The sequence below is a fragment of the uncultured Lactobacillus sp. genome (genome assembly GCF_945290125.1).
Taxonomy (GTDB): domain Bacteria; phylum Bacillota; class Bacilli; order Lactobacillales; family Lactobacillaceae; genus Lactobacillus; species Lactobacillus rizhaonensis.
In genome coordinates, this window is record NZ_CALYQV010000039.1 from 1 (window position 1) to 17,282 (window position 17,282).

The window sequence follows — 17,282 nt, forward strand, 5'->3', positions numbered from 1 at the left end:
GATTTTTTATGAAAACTCACCTGATTTTCTTTGTAAGATACTTTATTAATTAAGATTCCACTCATTACTCAGCCCGTTGTGCTAAATTAATTCAGTCATGATATAATGTAATCATAAAAAAGAGGCCTTGCGCTAACAAGACCTCTTTGAAAACAAGCAGCCGCTCTAAAGGCGGTTAGCTGCGTGAGAGATAAAGATTATCCCTAACTAGCTAAAGTATTATTGGGACGGTCTTTTTTATTTCTTGTGATTATTGATTAATTCAACAACACAATAATAAACGTGGCGAATGCCAACATTATTTGTAATGCCTGGTAAACGCTCATTAACTGCTTCTCTTTCTAAAAGATTTCGTGCCATAGGCACCATCTCCTTTCCGGATCAACAGCCAACCGCCCTCAAAACAATTTGCTTGAATTCTAAATTAATTATAGCAAATACTGTTTGCATATTGAATAACTATAAAGTATTATTGCCAAATCAATAGCTTATTTTGATTAACTTCCATATTACAGGGAAGTTTTTTTATCTACCTTTAAATTTAAATAGTTTCAGCTCAGCTTTAATTGATTAGCTTAGCATTAACCTATGTGAAAGCCTATCAAATTTATTATTCTATGACATCAAGGTAAATTATTTTTTAAGGTGATTATATGAGATTAAAGAAAAAATTCGTTTTCAGTTCCATAATATGCATTCTTCCTATTAGTTCTACTTTACCGGCAGTATTTCTATAACACTTTTGTCTACAATAAGAAAAATTGAGAAGTATTGGTATTGTATTACAAGGAGCAAGAGGAATATTTCCATCCTTTTTTATGCAATAAAAAACCTGTTAACAGCTTACTACATGGATAAGTCGTCAACAGGATAAATTATAGATTTCTTTTATTTTTTCTCTAGATTCTTACTTCACGATAACTTGGAATTAAGATTGCTTTGCCAAGTCAACTATTTGGTCAAACATTTCCTTTTCGTTTGATGAAATGTGGTGAGCAACTTCGATAACAGTTCCTTTAAACTCACTTAGAATTGTTTGGTGTATTTGCAAAGATAAGTTCTGATCAAGAGATGAAGTTGCTTCATCAGCTAATAATATCGGTCTTTTTGATACTAATGCTCGTGCAATTTCAACTCGTTGATTTTGACCACCAGATAAATTACTGCCACTCTTCCCAAGCTGGTAGTCCAAGCCCTTTTCGTTTACGAGATCAGTTAAGCCGGCTTGTTCAACAGCATAATTTAAGTCTTCTTCAGACACATGGCGACCTAAAGTAATATTGTATTTTAAAGTATCATCTAAAATAAAAGGCTTTTGCTGAATAAAAGAGAAGTACTCGTGTAATTTTCCCCAATCACCATTTACTTCAGAATGATTAACTTCATAGGATCCAGAATCAAGTTGTTGAATACCAATTAAAACATTCAGTAAAGTTGATTTCCCCCAACCTGATGGAGCTTGCAGGAGAACTTTTTCACCGGAATCAATTTTTAGGTTAACATTGGCAAAAATTTTCTGTTTACCCTGGCTAACTCCAGCATTAGTCAATTGTAATGATTGGAAAGCGTCTGGAGCAGTTGCAGTTTTACTGCCCTGCGGTTTTATCAACAAGTCGATTTTTTTGATTTTTTGCAAAATCGGTTTTGCCGTTTTAATATCGTTAACTGACCCAAAAATACCAACTACAGGATTAATAAAATTATTAGCCAGTTGTGAAATCATCATAAACGTGCCTAAAGTCAGCCGACCGCTAACAATGAAACTAATACCAATGGCAAAAGGAAGAAACATACTGAAAATATACGCTACTATCATAGTCATCTCATTAGACATACCTTTAGTCCAATTGGTTTTGAAAAGAGCCGTTTCCATTAGCTTCGCTGCTTTAATCAACCTGTTAACCATTGAAAATTGAATATCATAGATGTTAGCCATTTCCGCTCCAGAATGAGTTTCAATAACAGTATTGGTATAGTTGCTATTGGATTTTTCCCACTTTTCAGAATTTTTTTCGATCTTAGGGCCAAAAACAGACTGAATAACGGCAGGAGTAAATGAAGCTATTAAAAATACCAGCGCAATAATCCAAGAACTAACAAATGCAGAGATTACAGCTGCCAAAAATTGAATTAAATCAGAAATAATTGAAAGCTCTGCCTCAATACTATTAGTTTCAATTTGCTTGAGGTCATTGGTCATAAATGAACTGTCAATTTCGTTATGGCCAGCATAGTTATTCACTAAATAATTAGCAGATGTACTTTTCAAGGCAAGATTAATTTCTTCGATAATTTTATAATAGAAATACTGATATATAATGCCGATTATTCCAAATACCAATAGACCGCAAACAGCAAAAGTAGTCAGCTTGATCAAACTGCCTTGGGCTTCTGAGCAAAATCAATAAATTTTTGAAAAATGAAAGCGACAAAAACAACTTGAAGTGATTTTAAAAGAGCAAAAAAGACATACAAGGCGAGTTTATACGGGTTTGAATATTTTATAATCATTGTTTTTCCTTTCAACATTGCTTAAATGACATCTTGTCCATTAAGTCCTTCATAATAGTGGTATTTATAGCTTTTATTAAATTTAGAAACAAATAAATGAGCTTTTACCCAGTTTAAGCGTTAGAAAGCGTTATTTTTAAATCAACAAAAGATAAAATTTTTATAATCAATATAATAATATTTTAATATATTTTTGTCAATGAAATTATGGTGTTTTCCTGTAAATTCAGGCTTGAAGATATACTTCACGCCATTAGAGCTGTTACGCAATACGATAATTTTAAAAATGAAGTTTAAGAATAGCTGCCGTTAATGTAAACTCTCATTGCTATTCAAAGAAAGTTCGCAAGCAAAAACTTATTGAATAATAGGAAAATAACTTGTCAAAATAAAAATGACAGTCTAAAAAGGCTGTCATTTTTATTTTGATTTTTAGCTTAATTTTATTTTAAGGGCTTCATTTAATAGTTTTGAAAAGTTAATACCTGCCTTTTCACCCGCAGTAGCTAAATCTATAGGTATAGAAGTATTTTTCTTAATAGTAGCAGGCTTAGGAATCTCGTTAGCTTCTTTCATATCAGCTAAAATATAAGTAACAACTTTACCAGGGTTATCTTTTCTAATTTTTTCAATAGGGCTGCTAATATATGGTTCATTTGTGGCAATTAAAATGGCTGCTAAACCTTCTTTACCACTAGTCAAAGCCTTTACCCTCACCTATAGCTCCTGGAACATCTGAAAATGTTACCGTGCAAAAGCATTTTTCATTTTCGGAACCATCTAATACAGCTAGATAAGAATAATATCTGTCTTGATAGTATTTTGTTTTTTCTTTAAAAACTAATTTCTTCTAAGTAATAAAGCTTACCGTATTATATAAACTAAAATGCGCTTTTGACAATGATAAGAGACGGTTTTACTACATTATACTAAGCTAATCCAAGTTTAAAATGAGCGCATTTTTACTATGTAAATAAATCTTTTTAATCAATATTGGGAGCGCTAAAATAGCTTTATCACGTAAAAAATATAAGAAAGGAATTTTTATGATTAGAAAATGCCAAGTAGCCGACAGTGCGGCTATTCAAAAAATCAATAAAACTGAATTAGGTTATGATTATTCTGTTGAAAAAACCACCATTAACATTAAGAGATTGCTAAATGATCCTAAACACCACTATCTTTGGGTTTTTGAAGACGAGAATACTAAAAAAGTGGAAGGTTATTTGCACGCAGAAATTTTTGAAGAAACTTATTTTGACCCCATGTTTAATGTTTTAGCTTTGGCCGTAGATTCTTCTGCCCAAAAGAAAGGAATCGGCAGTCAACTTATGCATACTTTAGAAAAGCAGGCCAAAGATTTGGGTATGAATGAAGTCAGGTTAAATTCTGGAGAATTTCGTTTAGGTGCTCATAAATTTTATGAAAAGCTGGGCTATACTAGCAATAAAATGCAAAAAAGATTTGGTAAAACATTAAAATAATTTTTGTTTAAACTGCAATTGATTTTCACTTTTTATAAATGTTTTACTAACAATAATTTAGCTAGTACATTATATGTAAGTTTAAAGTAATTAACTATACTTTATACATCTAAAGTGTTACTATGAATATGAGGTGATCAATAATGCTAAGTCCAGAAAAAAGCAAAATTTCAATTTCAGTTAAAGTTAATTCAGAAGATAAAAACCGAGTTACAGAAATATTTAACGGCCTAGGCCTTAATCTTTCGACTGCCATTAATATATTTATAAAGAAAAGTATTGCTGAAGGTGGTTTACCGTTTGAAGTTAGGGATCCATTTTATAGTGAGGAAAATCAAGCTGAACTAAATCAGCGTTTCAAAAAGATTAACAATAATCAGGATATCCATTCACACCTTCTTTTAAGTAGTGAGCAGAAGAAAGAATGACAGTAGAATTTTTAGATGAAGCTTGGAATGAATATGTTAATTGGCAAGCCGAAGACCGCAAGACTTTAAAAAGAATTAACCATTTAATTAAATCTATTCAGCGTGATGGACTAGACCAAGGCTTAGGCAAGCCGGAAAAATTAAAATATCAAATTGGTTGGTCAAGAAGAATAAATAATGTAGATAGATTAGTTTACACAGTTAAAAATGAGCGATTAATTATTATAGCTTGCAAAACTCACTATAATTAAAGCTAAAAATCCTCTTAGTTAGATTTCAATTTAACTAAGAGGATTTTTATATGTATAAAGCTTTACATTCACAAAACTAGCAATTTTTTTAAATACTATTTCATCTAAAAGTCTGATAAATCTATTAGTGCGGACACCTTTCCTTTTTTAAATTGGCAACAGATTCATCCATTGCTTTTAATGCCTTATCAAAAATACCCTTTGATTTGACTAATTCTCTATGTTCCAATATTAAGTACCTATTATTATATTTTTTTGCATAACATAATCATATTTTAATTTACGCAGTGTAACTAGTTTTTGCTAGCCATATGAGCAAAGTGATTGCTAACAACTTGCATAATAAATTTTTCCCTTTTCTGTGGGATCCACTGCGAAAAGCATATCATATTTAAAATTAATAAAAGAAGAAATAACACAATAAAAACCCGCCTTATTTATACGATAAAAGACGGGTTTTATATTGCAAAATTTTTATTAATTATATTAGTATTTGGGTAATTTCCAAAACTAGTGGAACAACAATTACGAATAAGACCGTTGAGGTGGTCACAACGTTGGTAGCGTATTGCACATCCCCGTGTGATTCACCAACTAATATTGGCAAAACTGCCAAAGCTGGAGTAGCTGATTGCACAACTAATGTTTGTTTAGCTAAACCAGTCAAAGCTGGTAACCAATTAGCACCAACAACGATTAAAATAATCATTAAAGCTGGCACTAGAATAAAACGACCTAGTAATGCCCAAATAGTATCACGGTCAAGGTGGATTGATTTTAAGCCGGCATCTGCCAATATAATACCAATATAGATGAGCGACATTGGTGTGACAATACCACCGACCATGCTTAACACGGCTGTAATCCAGCCAGGAATTGGGACTTCAACCAGTAAGCAAATCAAGGCTATTAAAAATCCCACTAGTGGCGCTGGCAACAATTTTTTCCAGTTAAATTTTTGCTGCTTGTTCTTTTGTGCGGTCGGATCATCACTAGAAATGAAGAAGACACCAATTGCCCAAGTAGAAACAGTATTTAAAACATAATAAATTAAAAAGTATGGCATACTTTTTTGCCCAAATAAGGCGATATTTAATGGTAGGCCAATAAAAATAGTATTGGCGTTCGTAATGGCATTAATAAAAGTACCACGACGACCCTTGCGAATTCGCAAAACCTTGCATAATAGCCAGGCAAACAAATAACTTAGGGCAAAGCAGATAATGGCATAGATTAAGCCACCTGTTAAACCGAACAATTTTTGTCGATTCAAATATTTTAAAACAGAAACAAAAATTGAAGCAGGCAGAGCAATATTCATAATCAAATAAGAAATATTGCCTTTAAACTGGTCACCCAGTTTGCCACTCGTGCGCAGCCAATAACCTAAGTCAATTACAAGTAACAGCTCAACTACACTGGTTAACGATGTAATAAAGGCTTGCATTTATTTTTCCTTCCGTTCATCTGTGTACTCTGGCGTCCAGCGAAGTGCTGCTACAGCTTTTTCACCATCTTGAAAATCGTTCTGGTTAAGATGGTCGGCAATGGCCTTGTTAGCCACGGCTTTCGCTACAGTTTGGGAAAAGACATTCAATTTTTCGACTGGTGGCAAAACTGCTGCACCTGGTTTACTAGAATCAACGATTCCGCCAAGTGAATGGGCCGCCACGCTGATCATTTCATTGCTTAAAATCTTGGCATTAACTGCCAAGGCACCCAGACCAAGTCCAGGATAGACCAAGGCATTATTGGCCTGACCTATTTCATACTTGACGCCATTATATTCAACTGGATCAGCAGGAATACCAGTCGCTACCAAGGCTTTGCCTTTAGTCCAGTGAATTAAATCTTCTGCTTTTGCTTCAGCTAATTGAGTTGGATTTGATAATGGGAAAATAATTGGCCGGTCGGTATGGGCAGCCATTTCCGTCACAATATCCTGGGTGAAAGCACCTGAACGGGTTGAAGTTCCTACTAAAATGTCGGGGTGAACTGCCTGCACGACACTCTTTAAGTCTTTGAGCTGATCGGCGTTAGTGAATTCAGAGCGTTTTCTTGCAAAAGGCTTCTGCGCTGGTGTTAAATCAGGTGTATCTTCAAAAAGCAATCCTTGTTTATCCACCAAGTAAAAATGCTTGCGTGCTTCATCAGGCTGTAAACCTGCTTGCAACATCTCAGCGTAGACCTGTTCAACGATCCCAGTACCAGCAGTTCCGGCACCGAAGCAAACGTACTTTTGCTCAGTTAACTTTTGTCCGCTAATCTTTAAGGCTCCCAAGATACCTGCCAAAACAATAACTCCGGTACCCTGAATATCGTCATTAAAGGTTAGAATATGATCACGATAATGTTTTAAAATATTATCAGCATTATCTCTACCAAAATCTTCAAAATGTAAATATAGTCCCGGAAACAGTTTTTCCACAGTTTGCACAAAACGATCAACAAACTGGTAATAAGGTTCCCCGTTCACGCGACGCTGATGATTGCCTAAATAAAGCGAGTCATTGAGCAATTTCTCGTTATTAGTACCAACATCTAGAACTACGGGTAATACACATGCTGGATCGACACCAGCTGCAGCAGTATAAACCATTAGTTTACCAACGGAAATGTCAACTCCTTGTGTGCCCCAGTCACCGATTCCTAATATTTCTTCACCATCGGTAACTACAATTAACTTAATATCACGGCCATCTGCCACATTTTTTAATGTTTCTGCAATTTTATTCGGTTCATTAATTGACAGAAATGCGGCATATTGCGGATTAACAAACAAATGACTGTAGTTTTCAATAGTTTCAGCTATTGTCGGATCATACACAATTGGCATAAATTCAGTGACATGTTCACTAAAAATTTTAAAGAACAGCACGCGGTTAGTATTAAAAATCGTCATTAGAAAAATCCGTTTTTCTAGATTCGTTGATTTTTCCTGGTATTGTAAATAAACTTCTCGAGCTTGTTCTTCAAGAGTCTGCACCTTTGGCGGCAACATCCCTACTAAATGATATTGTTCTCGCTGCTCTTCTGTGAAAGCAGTCCCTTTATTCAAAAATGGGTCATTCAACCTATCTTGTCCTGTTTTAGCCATTTTCTCACTCTCCGTCTATTTAATTATTAATAGCACGTACTATATGCTTAGACTATATCCGGGGTGAAAAAAGTGCAATTAATTTAACTTATAGTAAAAGCGTATAGTGTATAATAAAGAGTTAAATATAGTTAATTATAACAAGCAAAAAACCAATTCAACTTGATGAATTGGCTTTTTTGAAATTTAATCGAGTAATTATCTTATGCTTTGTAACGTGACTCACCATTTAAGTAAGTTTCACTTAAAGTCATATCTGGGTTTAATACTAAGAAATCAGCGTCCTTATCAGGAGCAATTGAACCGCATTTATCCAAAACATGAGCGCTCTTAGCCGGTACGTAAGAGGCCATCATGATTGCTTCTTCCGGCGTAGCAACATTCCAGTCAACAACGTTTTTAACGGCAGTCTTCAATTGTAAAATGCTACCGGCTAAATTATTGCCACCCTTTAAGCGAGCCATACCTTCCTTAACATAAACAGGCAACTCACCTAACATGTAGTCACCATCAGGCATCATTCCGGCTTCCATACAATCTGTGATTAAGCAAATATGTTCGGCACCTTTAAGCTGAACTAATGCCCGTACCATTTCTTTTTGAACATGATGACCGTCACAGATCAACTCATCTGTCACATTATGTAGCGCCATTGCCGCGTTAGAAATTGATGTATCGTGGTGTGAAGGATCAGGCATCCCGTTAAAAGTATGAGTAAACATAGTGGCACCAGCTTCAACACCGGCTTTAGCTTCTGCAAAAGTAGCGCTTGAGTGTCCTAAAGCCACAACAACACCCTCTTTAACAGCTGCACGAATGAATTCCTTAGCACCTTTTCTTTCAGGAGCAAGAGAAATTTTATTTAAAAGTCCTTTTGATTCTTCACGCCATTGATTAAACTGATTAATGTCAGGGTCAATCAAGTATTTAGGATTTTCCGCACCAGCATGTTCTGCAGTAAAGTATGGGCCCTCAAAGTGAAGTCCCTGAATTTTGGCTCCAGTTTCTTCACCCTTATGGGCGCCAAACATCTGACAAATTTTGCTTAATGTATCAGCACCGGCAGTGTAAGTCGTTGGCAACCAGCTGGTAACACCTGAACGCAGAAAGCCTTCTGACAAGTGGTTAATTCCCGCCCAGTCACTTTTCATTACGTCTTCTTTTAGTGAACCGTGAACGTGAGTGTCAACAAGTCCCGGTGCTATCCACTTACCTTTATAATCGATAATTTTACCTTTCGGCTTTTGGTCTTCAGTATAATAAAAGCCGAATTTGCCATCATCTTGTACTTCTAAGTAACCACCTTGTTCAGTTACATTTTCAAGAAAGAATTTATCTGCATGAATATAATAAGTCATAATATTTTGGCCTTTCTTTTATAAAATAAACCTCTTACTTATAGTTTCATTTTAGCTTAATCAACTGGTCTTTACCAGTTCAATTTCAAATAGTACGGAAAGTTTTAGTTTTTTAGTTATAATAGTGGTGTAGGTAACTAATTAGGAAGCAAAAATCATGATTCAAAATACGCAAACAAATAAACACTCATTGGGAGCACTTACTGGTGCCAGCAAGTGTGACCATTATTATGAATTACACTTTGCCACTGGCGAAATTGCGCACTTTTACGTCTTAGCTGACGGTATTTTTCGCCTTTTAATTGATCCAGAGCAAAATTTTATTGAAAATCGAAACGCAAACATTCAGCTGGCGCAATTTGATAATACTGCTTTTACCAGTTCTCAGGTCAGAGCTACCAATGATTCCTTAATCATTCATACAGGCAACTATCAAATTATCTTCGGTCAAAATCCGGCTGTGCTCAGTATTTTTGATGAATCGCTGCATCATAATAGGATGCGTCAGTCGCAGCCGCTCGAATTTAGTGAAAACGAAACGCGAGAATTTTTAGCAGAAAACCAAAACGAATTTTTCTACGGTGGTGGACTGCAAAATGGTTATTTTAGTCATAAAGGCCATAAAATCGCAATTAAGCATGATCAAATAACTGGAAAAGGCGGTGTGATCATGCCTGTCCCCTTTTTCTGGTCGAGTGCCGGTTATGGTGAATTAAGAAATACCACTGCAGCGGGAAGCTATGATTTTGGTAAAACCCAGCGGGGAGCTACCATCCTCGCTCATCAAGATGCTGTTTTTGACACTTTTTACTTCCTTAGCACTACACCCAAGGAAATTTTACAGCGCTATTTCACTTTAACGGGCAAGCCGATGTTACTGCCTAAATATGCTTTAGGTCTCGGCCATATCGGCAATTTCTGCACGACCTTATGGCAGCCAAGCCATGCCCAGGAACGTAATGCCAGCAAAATTGGCAACAATTATTATACCCGTACCAAAGATGAAAATGCCGCTTCAGGTAAGGCCTCACTTAATGGCGAAGAGAACTACCAGTTTTCAGCAAGAGCGCTAATTGATCGCTATCACGCCATGCATTTTCCAATAAGCTGGTTTGTCCCTAACTATGGTGAGCAACCCGAAAATGAGCAGGCTCTTAGTTTCTTTAATGAATATGCGCAAACTCAGGGTGTTCATCCCGGATTTTGGCATCAGGGTGAAGTTGATCTACCTGAAAAAACCGACTTTACTTATACTGCAGCTGACGAAGCAGCTCAAGATACGGCAAAACTTCAAAGTGAATCACAAAAAGAGCGGCCTCTAGTGTTGGCTGACAGCGGCACCGCTGGGATGCAAAAAAACGCCGCACTTATTTTTGGCGACGTCGGTGGTAATTGGGATAATATTACTAATCAAGTTGCGGGATTACTGGGAGCAAATCTTTCCGGTCAGCCTTTAGTTGGGGCAGCGGTTGATGGTCTGCAAGGCGGCGGCAACGCTCAAATCAATGTCCGTGACTTTGAATGGAAAAGTTTTACCGCTTTACTATTTAACTTTGATGATCAGGGTAATTTCAGTAAAAACCCGTTTGCTTATAATAAGAAAATAACTGAAATTAATCTGGCTTATCTTAAATTGCGTCAGCACTTAGCCAGTTACATTTATACGTTAAATGAACGGGCAAAAAGCGGCGAGCTGATTATGCGGCCACTATTCAGCGAGTTTCCTGATGAGCGTGCTAATTATACAGCTCAGTTTGGCAACGAGTTTATGTTGGGACCCGACCTTTTAATTGCTCCTATTACGAATGGTCGCGAAGACAAAAACGGTGATTCTCGTAAGGATAATTTATATTTGCCAGGCAAAAAAACGCTGTGGATTGACCTTTTTACCGGTAAAAAATATGCTGGTGGCAAGGTCTACAATAACTTAACTTTTCCACTATGGCATCTGCCGGTTTTTGTTCGGGGTGGCAGTATTTTTGACTGGAATAAACGTGATTTTCTACTTTATCCTCAAGAGCAGAGTGAAGCCATTAGCTATGACGATGATGGGACAATTGCTGCAAGTAACAACTACACTACTAAAATCTGCAGTAAAGTTGAGCAGGAAAAGCTGGTGGTCACTATTGCACCGACTGAAGGTAACTTGACAAAGAAATTCGTTGAACAACCTACCAGTCTGACAATTATGTGCGATTCTTACCCTGATGCTGTAACTATTAAAATTAATGATCAAGTTGTCCCCGTAGAAGAATACGGCTCGCTGGATGCTTTCAATCATGCTCATGAAGGTATTTTTTATAATACTAATTACGGCCTAGATGAGTTTAAAAAATATCATAAGAACACGCAGACTGCGCTGCAAATAAAATTAGCCGCCAGAGATATTACCACCACTGAAATAGAAGTCACAGTCCGTAACTTCAACTATGGTAAAAACGTGTTAGTACACGAAATTACCAGTGGCGTCTTGCCGTCACCAAAACTACCGGCAGTAGATTCAGGTAAGATCTCGGCTCATTCATTTGAACTTGCCTGGCCTCATGAGAGTGCCGTGCAGATTGAAATTAATAATCTTCTTTATGTTGGTATCACCGGCAAAAGTTTTACTTTTCATGAGTTAACTCCAAATACTCGCTATATCATCAGGATGCGTTATGCAATTAGAAATAAAGTTTCTGAATGGTCTGACCTTTTCGGTGTCATTACGAAACACGCCGCCAAAGACTACGCAATTGAAAATATTGAGGTAACCAGCAATTGTGATAGTAAAGAAAGCCATCCTCTGTCCTATCTGACTGACCTAAAATTGGCGAGCGAATGGCAAACTAGCCAATCTGTTTCACCTGAGCAACCACTGGAATTAACTTTTAGCTTTGAAAAGGTTGAAAAGCTAAGCAGAATGGTTTTTGTACCTCGGAATATTGATCATAATGGTGATCCTCTTGTTGTTTCAATCGCTGTTTCAACAGATAGTGAAAACTACACTACTTACGCAGACCACTTACAGTGGAAGGCTGATACTAAAAACAAGGTAGTGGGCTTGCGAGATGTGCGTGCTAAAAAAGTGCATCTGACGATTTATCAATCATCCGGTCCAATTGTTGCGGCAAGAGAAATTATCTTTTTTAGGGCAAAACGATAACTAAATATAAGAAAAGCACGAAATTTCTTTTATTTTGGCCCACTCAAGCAACAGAATAGTTTCACTATAAAAGCACCTCAAATTAAGCCTGAGGTGCTTTTATCTATTTTTCACTTACCTACTATTATTTTTAAAATACCAGTGATACATTTTCCCATCCAGAAAGTCGCCAATTAAAAATATTGCCGTCCACAAAATAATTCCAATAATACGCACAAACAAAGATGTTATATAGTTATTCCAGCTATTATCATATGGCAGAAGAAAGAAAGCAATTGGAACTAAAAGGAAGAAGTACTTAAATTTAGTCCACCGTACATGTTGCTGCTGATAAAGCTGGACAAGTTTAGAATTCTGTGGTGTTTTGTGTGTTAATCTGATGCAAACTAGATATATTAAGTAAATAGCATTAATTGTTGGCATAATCAGAACAATATTATTAAGCATAAATAACTCCCCTCTTAAAATCTTTTACTCTATTGCAAAACAATTTATGATTAATCTTTAGTTAACCTCATAATATATCCAAACTTATACTTTTACAATATTAAATAAGGATGCTAACAATTTAAGAAAGCATAAAAAAATCTTTACTAGTTATATGTATAGCTTAACCAGATTTTTATGTCCACTTTAAGTAGCTACAGATCTGAACAAAAATATTCCCTAAGTAATTAAGTTTGTAATCAAAGCTCAGATTTTCTTAAACTGTGAATTTTAAATTTGCGCGGTCATACGATCTTAATTAGAAGATGCCTTTTTTACAGCATATTTGATTCATATTAATTCATTAACTTAGAAAGACCTGCATTCATTTAATTCGTAATATAAAACAAGCCAGTTTTCAGTTTGAGGAAAACCAGCTTGTTATAATTAAATTATCTAAATTTTATGAAAGCAGTAACATGAATGCACTTAATGTAACAACTGCAGCGACAGTTGAATAGAACTGAGTAGCAGCCATTTCAACTTCGCCTTTTTGGTAGCGAATAGCCAGATTAGATGACATAGTAGCAGTAGGAATTGACAAAGTAACTACAACTATTCTGGTAACATCCGATGGCATGTGGAACGCCATCATAAGTCCTAAGATAACTACAGGAACTATGATGTTCTTGCAAAGAACATTAATGCTGATTTGCTTAGTAAGCTTAAGATCGCTGGTATAAAGAATAATACCAGTAGCAAACATGGCCAAACCACCGGAAACTTTACCAATTTGTTGGAAAGTAGGTTGAAGTAAAACTGGCATTTGTACGCCACAAAGTACTAAAATAAATGAACTGAGAGCAGAAAATACTAATGGCTTCTTGAGTGTTGATTTAATTCTGGTACCAATAGTGGTCTGTTCTCCAGACAGATTCGATAATTGTGCAAAGATAATCGGTAGTAAGATTACGTTAATCAGTAAGGTAGAGATACCAATGTCAATTGAGGCAACTGATTCGGCAAATAAAAGAGGCAAAATTGCTGAACCAATAAATGGTACTGATGGGTTAGCGTAAGCTAAAGCACGAAATATCTTTGTTATTGGATCTGTCTTTTTTGCACCAAAGCGGAAAATACAGTAAGCAATAACATATGTACCAACCATCGCTAATAATAACCAACCTGCCAAAGGGAGATCTTCTATAATAATCTTACGAGGAGTACTTAAAATGCCATTAAAAATATTCATAGGTAACGCATATTTTAAGATTAATTTTGTAAACTTAGTAGCATCGCTTTTATCAAAGTCACCAAGTTTACCGGCTAACATCCCTAAACAGATTGTTATAATAATTGGTAATAAAGCAAAAATAAGGGTAATTATAACTTTTGTATTCATTTTTATTCTTTCTTCTTTAATTTATAACTAATTTTTTATATTTATAACTATTTGTCGTTTACCTTTTGGTCCAAAACTTTATTCAAAATACCTCCATAGAGATAATCTGAAATATCGTCTTCAGAATCAAATCGCAAAGTAGTTGTAAATTCTGTGACATTTCCTTTATCATCAGTAGCTCGAACCTTAATGTCTTGCCCAGGCATTAGTTCATCATTATCCGGAAAATTGATGTCAAATACTTCCCTACCAGTCAGTCCTAGTGTCTTTGCATTTTGACCATCCTGGTATTGTAACGGAACTACTCCCATCATTACCAAATTTGATCTATGAATACGTTCATAAGATTCTGCAATGACTATATCTACGCCAAGAAGTTTTGTCCCTTTAGCGGCCCAGTCACGGGATGATCCCATTCCGTAATCCTTACCTCCAAGAACAATTAACTCGGTACCATCATTTTTATATTTTTGACTTGCATTAAAAATAGACATAATTTTATTTTCCGGTAAATAATTAGTAAAACTGCCTAATTTGCCGTCTGCAAGTTCGTTATGAAGACTAACGTTACCAAAAGTCCCGCGCACCATAATATGGTCGTTACCACGACGACTGCCATAAGTATTAAAGTCTTTAGGTTCTATGCCCTTGCTTTCCAAATATTTAGCTGCTGCTGAACCTAGTGAAATTGCACCCCCTGGAGAAATGTGATCAGTAGTGACGGAATCACCTAATTTAGCCAGCACTCTCATTTTCTTAAAATTAGGCAAATTAATCTTGCCTTTAATTTGATCATCAAAATAAGGTGGATTCGATATATAAGTTGATTTGTCATTCCAATTGAATGTAGTTGACTTACCAGCTGGTAATTTATTCCACAATTCATTTCTATTAAAGATGTTCTTATAAGAATTTTTATAAACATCAGTATTTAAATATTTCTTGGTATACTTATCAATTTCTTCAGTGGACGGCCATAAATCTTTTAAATATACGTCATTACCATCTTTGTCTCTACCAATAGGATCTGTCTGTAAATTAACTCTTACTGAACCAGCAAGGGTATAGGCAACTACTAGTAAAGGCGACGCTAAATAATTAGATTTAATCTTAGGGTGTACTCGACTTTCAAAGTTTCTATTAGCACTCTCTACTGCAACACTGATTAGTTTCTTATCTTTATCGAGCAAATCTTCTAATGCTGGATCAAGCTTACCCGAATTACCTATGCAAGTTGTACAGCCAAATCCAACAATATCAAAGCCAAGAGCTTCCAAGTATTTTAATAAGCCAGAAGCTTCCAAATAAGACTTAACGGCAGGGGAACCTGGGGCAAAGGAATGCTTAATCTTAGGTGATACTTTCATCCCTCTTTCAACCGCAGCCTTAGCAAGTAGACCTGCTCCAATCATTACAGTTGGATTTGATGTATTAGTACAACTAGTAATAGCAGTTAATAGGATATCACCAGATTTTACATTTACTTTTTCGCCAGTACTTAAAGTAACATCATCGTTATCTTCAATATCTTCTTTTGAAAAGCCGAATCCTTGGTTACCAGCAGGTGCAGTCACAGACTTAACCATCTCATTAGGAACATCTTCTAATGAAATTAAATCCTGCGGACGCTTTGGCCCAGCTACACTCGTAGTAACTTTAGACAAATCTACATCAATAACTTTTGTATAATGAACTTTATCTTGTTTTGCGGCATCATAATAAAGACCAGCACTGTGAAAGTACTTGTCAACCACTGAAATGTGTTCTGGCGTCCTGTTAGTTAACTTAAGGTATGAATCTGAATGTTGATCAAATGGGAAGAAACCACATGTAGCACCATATTCTGGTGACATATTGCCCAAGGTAGCCCTATCGGCAACAGACAATTTTTGATAGCCATCACCAAAATATTCTACAAATTTGCCAACAACATTATTTTCTCTAAGAATATGGGTAACTGTTAAAGCAACATCCATTGCTACAATACCAGGACGTACTTCGCCATGTAAATGCACACCAACAACTTCTGGAATTGGAAAACTTGATGAAGTGCCCAGCATAGCAGCTTCTGCTTCAATACCACCAACTCCCCAGCCTAAGATGCCAAGTCCATTAATCATCGTAGTATGCGAATCAGTTCCAAATACGCTATCTGGAAATAGCATAGTATTAGCAGCAATTTTTTTCTGAGAAACTACTGGTGCTAAAAATTCCAAGTTTACCTGGTGAATAATACCTAGATCAGGAGCAACAACTTTTAAGTTTTTAAATGAATTTTGAGCCCACTTTAAAACTTCGTAGCGTTCATGATTTCTTTCAAATTCTTTCTTACGATTATAAGCAAAAGCTCCGGCGTTACTTGATTCATCAACTTGAATCGAGTGATCAATAACCATATCAACCGGAAGTTCCGGATTAATTTTTTCAGGGTCCTTACCCATTGCCTTAGCTGCGGAACGCAATGCAGCCAAATCAACAATAGCAGGTACACCCGTTAAGTCCTGTAAAATTATGCGAGAGGGTAGAAAATCTACAGCCTTATCGTGATTTTCATCCCAATGCAAAATATTATTGAGATTTTCCTCTAATTTTTCAGGTTTACTATTACGAACGACATTTTCAACTAATACTCTAATCGTATATGGAAGAGTATCAAAGTCTACATGATGTTCAGACGCGACCATTTTTATATCAAACATCTGATAATTATTATCAAGATTTTTAATATATGATTTATTTTTCATAATCTTCTCCAATCATAGACAATATTTATGTTATCTTTGGTTGATGATTATGAGGCACTTTCAAAACATATACTACAACCAAAATATAAAAAAAGCCATAGTTTTTTAAAAGAAAAATATTACTTCCTATCAATAAATTTTTTTTATTCTTTTTTACATATTTGAATTGCAAATGATAACTAATTAATCAAATTTTTTTAAAAACCTATATATCAACTTTATAAAACTAATTTAATTGAAATGGATATTATAATCACTGTTTTCCCTTTTAGGACTTTCCTCTATTCTTTATTCAATTAGATGTATAAATATTACATTGAATAGGATTCAGTAATAATATTACATCTGAAATCATCTTATATTTGCTTATCATCTGGTATTAACTGTCGTTTAAGTATGTAATAAAATTTTTTATAGTAATTTGCAAGTTACAATA

At 35.4% G+C, this 17,282-nt stretch carries 13 protein-coding genes; 4 read left to right on the top strand and 9 right to left on the bottom strand.

The features are described 5' to 3' along the window. Positions 1-257 precede the first annotated feature (257 nt). From Q0K80_RS10385 to Q0K80_RS07315, 3 genes are all read right to left on the bottom strand, one after another. Positions 258-326 carry a putative holin-like toxin gene (locus Q0K80_RS10385; RefSeq protein ID WP_365935405.1) on the bottom strand — a complete coding sequence of 23 codons (69 nt, stop codon included), beginning with the start codon at positions 324-326 and terminating at the stop codon, positions 258-260. A gap of 602 nt (positions 327-928) precedes the next feature. Then, complete coding sequence (locus Q0K80_RS07310) at positions 929-2,377, bottom strand: ABC transporter ATP-binding protein (protein WP_365935397.1); 1,449 nt, start codon at positions 2,375-2,377, stop codon at positions 929-931. 566 nt (positions 2,378-2,943) lie between these two features. After that, a complete protein-coding gene (locus Q0K80_RS07315) occupies positions 2,944-3,228 on the bottom strand; it encodes a hypothetical protein (protein WP_294604878.1) in 285 nt (94 codons plus the stop codon). Positions 3,229-3,557: 329 nt separating this feature from the next. Between Q0K80_RS07315 and Q0K80_RS07320 the strand changes: the two genes are divergently transcribed. The 3 genes from Q0K80_RS07320 to Q0K80_RS07330 all read left to right on the top strand — a co-directional run bounded on the left by Q0K80_RS07320 (position 3,558) and on the right by Q0K80_RS07330 (position 4,674). After that, on the top strand, positions 3,558-3,995 hold the full coding sequence (locus Q0K80_RS07320; RefSeq protein WP_294604880.1) for a GNAT family N-acetyltransferase: 438 nt from the start codon (positions 3,558-3,560) through the stop codon (positions 3,993-3,995). A 143-nt stretch (positions 3,996-4,138) separates the two neighbouring features. Beyond that, on the top strand, positions 4,139-4,423 hold the full coding sequence (locus tag Q0K80_RS07325) for a type II toxin-antitoxin system RelB/DinJ family antitoxin (RefSeq protein ID WP_294604883.1): 285 nt from the start codon (positions 4,139-4,141) through the stop codon (positions 4,421-4,423). After that, the gene (locus tag Q0K80_RS07330; protein WP_294604886.1) at positions 4,420-4,674 is read left to right on the top strand and encodes a Txe/YoeB family addiction module toxin; all 255 of its coding nucleotides are present in this window, start codon (positions 4,420-4,422) and stop codon (positions 4,672-4,674) included. Before Q0K80_RS07325 ends, Q0K80_RS07330 begins: the two co-directional genes overlap by 4 nt. Before the next feature lie 481 nt (positions 4,675-5,155). Here Q0K80_RS07330 and Q0K80_RS07335 read toward each other — a convergent pair whose 3' ends face one another. The 3 genes from Q0K80_RS07335 to nagA all read right to left on the bottom strand — a co-directional run bounded on the left by Q0K80_RS07335 (position 5,156) and on the right by nagA (position 9,129). Beyond that, on the bottom strand, positions 5,156-6,121 hold the full coding sequence (locus Q0K80_RS07335; protein WP_294604888.1) for an AEC family transporter: 966 nt from the start codon (positions 6,119-6,121) through the stop codon (positions 5,156-5,158). Beyond that, positions 6,122-7,771 carry a malolactic enzyme gene (locus tag Q0K80_RS07340; protein ID WP_294604890.1) on the bottom strand — a complete coding sequence of 550 codons (1,650 nt, stop codon included), beginning with the start codon at positions 7,769-7,771 and terminating at the stop codon, positions 6,122-6,124. Between the two features lie 203 nt (positions 7,772-7,974). Beyond that, the gene (gene nagA / locus Q0K80_RS07345; RefSeq protein ID WP_294604893.1) at positions 7,975-9,129 is read right to left on the bottom strand and encodes an N-acetylglucosamine-6-phosphate deacetylase; all 1,155 of its coding nucleotides are present in this window, start codon (positions 9,127-9,129) and stop codon (positions 7,975-7,977) included. Positions 9,130-9,286: 157 nt separating this feature from the next. Between nagA and Q0K80_RS07350 the strand changes: the two genes are divergently transcribed. Then, positions 9,287-12,274: a TIM-barrel domain-containing protein gene (locus Q0K80_RS07350; RefSeq protein WP_294604897.1), complete on the top strand. Its 2,988-nt coding sequence runs from the start codon at positions 9,287-9,289 to the stop codon at positions 12,272-12,274. Positions 12,275-12,388: 114 nt separating this feature from the next. Here the strand turns inward: Q0K80_RS07350 and Q0K80_RS07355 are convergent, their stop codons facing one another. The 3 genes from Q0K80_RS07355 to acnA form a co-directional block, all read right to left on the bottom strand. Then, positions 12,389-12,721, bottom strand: a complete 333-nt coding sequence (locus tag Q0K80_RS07355) for a hypothetical protein (protein ID WP_294604899.1) — start codon at positions 12,719-12,721, stop codon at positions 12,389-12,391. A gap of 442 nt (positions 12,722-13,163) precedes the next feature. Then, positions 13,164-14,102 carry an AEC family transporter gene (locus Q0K80_RS07360; protein ID WP_294604902.1) on the bottom strand — a complete coding sequence of 313 codons (939 nt, stop codon included), beginning with the start codon at positions 14,100-14,102 and terminating at the stop codon, positions 13,164-13,166. A gap of 47 nt (positions 14,103-14,149) precedes the next feature. Further along, the gene (acnA, locus tag Q0K80_RS07365; protein ID WP_294604904.1) at positions 14,150-16,846 is read right to left on the bottom strand and encodes an aconitate hydratase AcnA; all 2,697 of its coding nucleotides are present in this window, start codon (positions 16,844-16,846) and stop codon (positions 14,150-14,152) included. Positions 16,847-17,282: the final 436 nt, after the last annotated feature.

What these genes read in the sequence shown, in the direction of transcription:
- acnA (WP_294604904.1), bottom strand. Translation starts at nt 16,846, where the DNA reads ATGAAAAATAAATCATATATTAAAAATCTTGATAATAATTATCAGATG.
- Q0K80_RS07330 (WP_294604886.1), top strand. Translation starts at nt 4,420, where the DNA reads ATGACAGTAGAATTTTTAGATGAAGCTTGGAATGAATATGTTAATTGG.
- Q0K80_RS07360 (WP_294604902.1), bottom strand. Translation starts at nt 14,102, where the DNA reads ATGAATACAAAAGTTATAATTACCCTTATTTTTGCTTTATTACCAATT.
- Q0K80_RS07355 (WP_294604899.1), bottom strand. Translation starts at nt 12,721, where the DNA reads ATGCTTAATAATATTGTTCTGATTATGCCAACAATTAATGCTATTTAC.
- Q0K80_RS07350 (WP_294604897.1), top strand. Translation starts at nt 9,287, where the DNA reads ATGATTCAAAATACGCAAACAAATAAACACTCATTGGGAGCACTTACT.
- nagA (WP_294604893.1), bottom strand. Translation starts at nt 9,129, where the DNA reads ATGACTTATTATATTCATGCAGATAAATTCTTTCTTGAAAATGTAACT.
- Q0K80_RS07320 (WP_294604880.1), top strand. Translation starts at nt 3,558, where the DNA reads ATGATTAGAAAATGCCAAGTAGCCGACAGTGCGGCTATTCAAAAAATC.
- Q0K80_RS07325 (WP_294604883.1), top strand. Translation starts at nt 4,139, where the DNA reads ATGCTAAGTCCAGAAAAAAGCAAAATTTCAATTTCAGTTAAAGTTAAT.
- Q0K80_RS07335 (WP_294604888.1), bottom strand. Translation starts at nt 6,121, where the DNA reads ATGCAAGCCTTTATTACATCGTTAACCAGTGTAGTTGAGCTGTTACTT.
- Q0K80_RS07340 (WP_294604890.1), bottom strand. Translation starts at nt 7,771, where the DNA reads ATGGCTAAAACAGGACAAGATAGGTTGAATGACCCATTTTTGAATAAA.